At 53.5% G+C, this 5424-nt stretch carries 1 protein-coding gene; it reads right to left on the reverse strand.

Features of this window, described 5'->3' with window-relative positions; all coding sequences use genetic code 11:
* Window positions 1-5424: tandem-95 repeat protein (locus tag L3V37_RS23595; RefSeq protein ID WP_237307300.1), on the reverse strand; the 5424-nt coding region annotated here is incomplete at both ends.

The raw sequence follows: 5424 nt of genomic DNA on the forward strand, positions 1-5424 counted from the left end.
GCGCATCGTTGACTGGTGTGACATCGACGTTCACCGTGGTGGACTCTGATACCCCACCGGACGTGACGATGTAGGTGAAGCTGTCTGTACCGTGGAAGTTGTCGTTTGGCGTGTAGGTCACGCTGCCATCCGGGTTGACCGAGACCGTGCCGTTGGCTGGACCGTGATTGGTATCGAGCGACACCACTTTGTCGTCGCCTTCGAACGTGTCGTTACCTAAGACCTTGATGATGGTTGGCGTATCTTCCACAACCGTCGCTTTATCTGCCACGATGTCCGCCACAGGCGCCACTGTGAAGTTCACCGTTTGGCTGACGCTTTCACCGCTTGGATCGGTAGCAGTAAAGGTCAATGCTTCTGAGCCGTTCCAGTCTGCGGTTGGAGTGAACGTAGCAATGCCATTGACGATCGCCACTTGAATGTTGCTATTACCAGAAACGCTGAAGCTCAGCTCGCCATCAACATTATCCACATCGCTGAAAGCCGTATTTAGATCGATGCTGTATGGCGTAAAGTCTTCTGCCAAGGTTTGGTCTGCGAGGTTGCTTTCAACCACAGGCGCGTCGTTCACCGCATTCACGGTGACATTGACCGTCGCTTGGTCAGTCAGCGCACCATCGGTGATGGTGTAAGTGATTTCAGCATCGCCATGGAAGTTCTCAGCCGGTGTGAAGACCAGTTTTCCATCAATAATTTCGACTTTACCTTGGTCACTCGGCACAGACGCCGAATCAATGCTTAACGTATCGCCATCAATGTCGGTGTCGTTTGGCAGAACATCAATTGTCACTGGCGTGTCTTCGTCAGTAACAGCGGTATCATCTTTTGCCACTGGCGCGTCATTGACTGGCGTCACATCGACGTTCACTGTGGTGGACTCCGATACCCCACCGGACGTAACGATGTAGGTAAAGCTGTCTGCCCCGTGGTAGTTGTCGTTTGGCGTGTAAGTGACGCTGCCGTCCGGGTTGACCGAGACCGTGCCGTTGGCTGGACCGTGATTGGTATCCAGCGACACCACTTTGTCGTCGCCTTCGAACGTGTCGTTACCTAAGACCTTAATGATGGTCGGCGTGTCTTCCACAACCGTCGCTTTGTCTGCCACGATGTCCGCCACAGGCGCTACTGTGAAGTTCACCGTTTGGCTGACGCTTTCACCGCTTGGATCGGTAGCCGTAAACGTTAGGATTTCAGAGCCGTTCCAGTCCGCGGTTGGAGTGAACGTAGCAATCCCGTTGACGATCGCCACTTGAATGTTGCTGTTGCCAGAGACGCTGAAGGTCAGATCGCCATCCACGTTATCCACATCGCTGAAGGCGGTATTCAGATCGATGCTGTATGGCGTAAAGTCTTCTGCCAAGGCTTGGTCGGCGATGCTACTTTCAACCACAGGCGCGTCGTTCACCGCATTCACGGTGACGTTGACCGTCGCTTGGTCGGTCAGTGCACCATCGGTGATGGTGTAAGTAATTTCAGCGTCACCATGGAAGTTCTCGGCCGGTGTGAAGACCAGTTTGCCGTCAACAATCTCGACTGTGCCTTGTGCTTCAGGTACGGAAGCTGATTGGATAGACAGCGTATCACCATCAATATCGGTGTCGTTTGGCAGAACATCAATTGTCACTGGCGTATCTTCGTCAGTAACAGCGGTATCATCTTTTGCCACTGGCGCATCGTTCACTGGTGTGACATCGACGTTCACCGTGGTGGACTCCGATACCCCACCGGACGTAACGATGTAGGTAAAGCTGTCTGCCCCGTGGTAGTTGTCGTTTGGCGTGTAAGTGACGCTGCCGTCCGGGTTGACCGAGACCGTGCCGTTGGCTGGACCGTGATTGGTATCCAGCGACACCACTTTGTCGTCGCCTTCGAACGTGTCGTTACCTAAGACCTTGATGATGGTTGGCGTATCTTCCACAACCGTCGCGTTGTCTGCCACGATGTCCGCCACAGGCGCTACCGTGAAGTTCACCGTTTGGCTAACGCTCTCGCCGCTTGGATCGGTAGCCGTAAAGGTCAATGCTTCTGAGCCGTTCCAGTCCGCGGTTGGAGTGAACGTAGCAATGCCATTGACGATCGCCACTTGAATGTTGCTATTACCAGAAACGCTGAAGCTCAGCTCGCCATCAACATTATCCACATCGCTGAAAGCGGTATTTAGATCGATGCTGTATGGCGTGAAATCTTCCGCCAAGGTTTGGTCTGCAATGTTGCTCTCAACCACAGGCGTGTCGTTCACCGCATTCACGGTGACGTTGACCGTGGCTTGGTCAGTCAGCGAACCATCGGTGACGGTATAAGTGATTTCGACATCACCATTGAAGTTCTCGGCCGGTGTGAACACCAGTTTGCCGTCAACAATCTCAACTGTACCTTGTGTTTCAGGTACGGAAGCTGATTGGATAGACAGCGTATCACCATCAATATCTGTGTCGTTTAGCAGCACATCAATCGTGACAGCGGTATCTTCTTGTGTTGTGGCCGCGTCATCGTTTGCCACTGGCGCATCGTTCACCTGCGTCACATCGACGTTCACCGTGGTGGACTCTGATACCCCACCGGACGTAACGATGTAGGTGAAGCTGTCTGTGCCGTGGAAGTTGTCGTTTGGCGTGTAAGTGACGCTGCCATCCGGGTTGACCGAGACCGTGCCGTTGGCTGGACCGTGATTGGTATCCAACGACACCACTTTGTCGTCGCCTTCGAACGTGTCGTTACCTAAGACCTTGATGATGGTTGGCGTATCTTCCACAACCGTCGCTTTATCTGCCACGATGTCCGCCACAGGCGCAACTGTGAAGTTCACCGTTTGGCTAACGCTTTCACCGCTTGGATCAGTAGCCGTAAACGTTAGGATTTCAGAGCCGTTCCAGTCTGCGGTTGGAGTGAACGTAGCAATACCATTGACGATCGCCACTTGAATGTTGCTATTACCAGAGACGCTGAAGCTCAGCTCGCCATCAACATTATCCACATCGCTGAAAGCGGTATTTAGATCGATGCTGTATGGCGTAAAGTCTTCCGCCAAGGCTTGGTCTGCAATGCTGCTTTCAACCACAGGCGCGTCGTTCACCGCATTCACGGTGACGTTGACCGTCGCTTGGTCAGTCAGCGCACCATCGGTGACGGTGTAAGTGATTTCAGCATCGCCATGGAAGTTCTCAGCCGGTGTGAAGACCAGTTTTCCATCAATAATTTCGACTTTACCTTGGTCACTCGGCACAGACGCCGAATCAATGCTTAACGTATCGCCATCAATGTCGGTGTCGTTTGGCAGAACATCAATTGTCACTGGTGTATCTTCGTCAGTAACGGCATTGTCATTGGTCGCCACTGGCGCGTCATTGACTGGTGTGACATCGACGTTCACCGTGGTGGACTCACTGACCCCACCGGAGGTAACGATGTACGTGAAGCTGTCTGTACCGTGGTAGTTGTCGTTCGGCGTGTAGGTCACGCTGCCGTCCGGGTTGACTGAGACCGTGCCGTTCGCTGGACCGTTATTGGCATCGATCGACACCACTTTGTCGTCGCCTTCGAACGTGTCGTTACCTAAAACCTTAATGATGGTCGGCGTGTCTTCCACAACCGTCGCTTTGTCTGCCACGATGTCCGCCACAGGCGCAACTGTGAAGTTCACCGTTTGGCTAACGCTTTCGCCGCTTGGATCGGTGGCAGTAAAGGTCAGCGCTTCTGAGCCGTTCCAGTCTGCGGTTGGGCTAATGGTCGCAATGCCATTTTCAATCGAAACCAACACATTGCTGTTGCCAGAAACGCTGAAGCTCAGCTCGCCATCCACGTTATCCACGTCGCTGAAGGCGGTATTTAGATTGATGCTGTATGGCGTAAAGTCTTCCGCCAAGGCTTGGTCTGCAATGCCGCTTTCAACCTCTGGCGTGTCGTTCACCGCATTCACGGTGACGTTGACCGTCGCTTGGTCAGTCAGCGCACCATCGGTAATGGTGTAAGTGATTTCAGCGTCACCATGGAAGTTCTCAGCCGGTGTGAACACCAGTTTGCCATCAACAATCTCGACTGTCCCTTGGTCACTCGGCACAGACGCCGATTGGATAGACAGCGTATCGCCATCAATATCAGTGTCGTTTGGCAGGACATCAATCGTCACTGGCGTGTCTTCGTCAGTAACAGCGGTATCATCTTTTGCCACTGGCGCATCGTTCACTGGCGTCACATCGACGTTCACCGTGGTGGACTCCGATACCCCACCTGACGTGACGATGTAGGTGAAGCTGTCTGTACCGTGGTAGTTGTCGTTTGGTGTGTAGGTTACGCTACCATCCGGGTTGACCGAGACCGTGCCGTTGGCTGGGCCGTTATTGGTATCGAGCGACACCACTTTATCGTCACCTTCGAACGTATCGTTATCTAAGACCTTGATGATGGTTGGCGTGTCTTCCACAACCGTCGCTTTGTCTGCCACGATGTCCGCCACAGGCGCCACTGTGAAGTTCACCGTTTGGCTAACGCTTTCGCCGCTTGGATCGGTGGCAGTAAAGGTCAGCGCTTCTGAGCCGTTCCAGTCTGCGGTTGGGCTAATGGTCGCAATGCCATTTTCAATCGAAACCAACACATTGCTGTTGCCAGAAACGCTGAAGCTCAGCTCGCCATCCACGTTATCCACGTCGCTGAAGGCGGTATTTAGATTGATGCTGTATGGCGTAAAGTCTTCCGCCAAGGCTTGGTCTGCAATGCCGCTTTCAACCTCTGGCGTGTCGTTCACCGCATTCACGGTGACGTTGACCGTCGCTTGGTCAGTCAGCGCACCATCGGTAATGGTGTAAGTGATTTCAGCGTCACCATGGAAGTTCTCAGCCGGTGTGAACACCAGTTTGCCATCAACAATCTCGACTGTCCCTTGGTCACTCGGCACAGACGCCGATTGGATAGACAGCGTATCGCCATCAATATCAGTGTCGTTTGGCAGGACATCAATCGTCACTGGCGTGTCTTCGTCAGTAACAGCGGTATCATCTTTTGCCACTGGCGCATCGTTCACTGGCGTCACATCGACGTTCACCGTGGTGGACTCCGATACCCCACCTGACGTGACGATGTAGGTGAAGCTGTCTGTACCGTGGTAGTTGTCGTTTGGCGTGTAGGTCACACTGCCGTCCGGGTTGACCGAGACCGTGCCGTTGGCTGGACCGTTGTTGGTATCGAGCGACACCACTTTGTCGTCGCCTTCGAACGTGTCGTTACCTAAGACCTTAATGATGGTTGGTGTGTCTTCCACAACCGTCGCGTTGTCTGCCACGATGTCCGCCACAGGTGCAACTGTGAAGTTCACCGTTTGGCTGACACTCTCGCCGCTTGGATCGGTAGCAGTAAAGGTCAGCGCTTCTGAGCCGTTCCAGTCTGCCGTTGGGCTAATGGTCGCGATGCCATTTTCAATCGAAACCAACA

Origin of the sequence: Vibrio sp. D54 (assembly GCF_021728075.1) — a bacterium.
Lineage (GTDB): Bacteria > Pseudomonadota > Gammaproteobacteria > Enterobacterales > Vibrionaceae > Vibrio > Vibrio alginolyticus.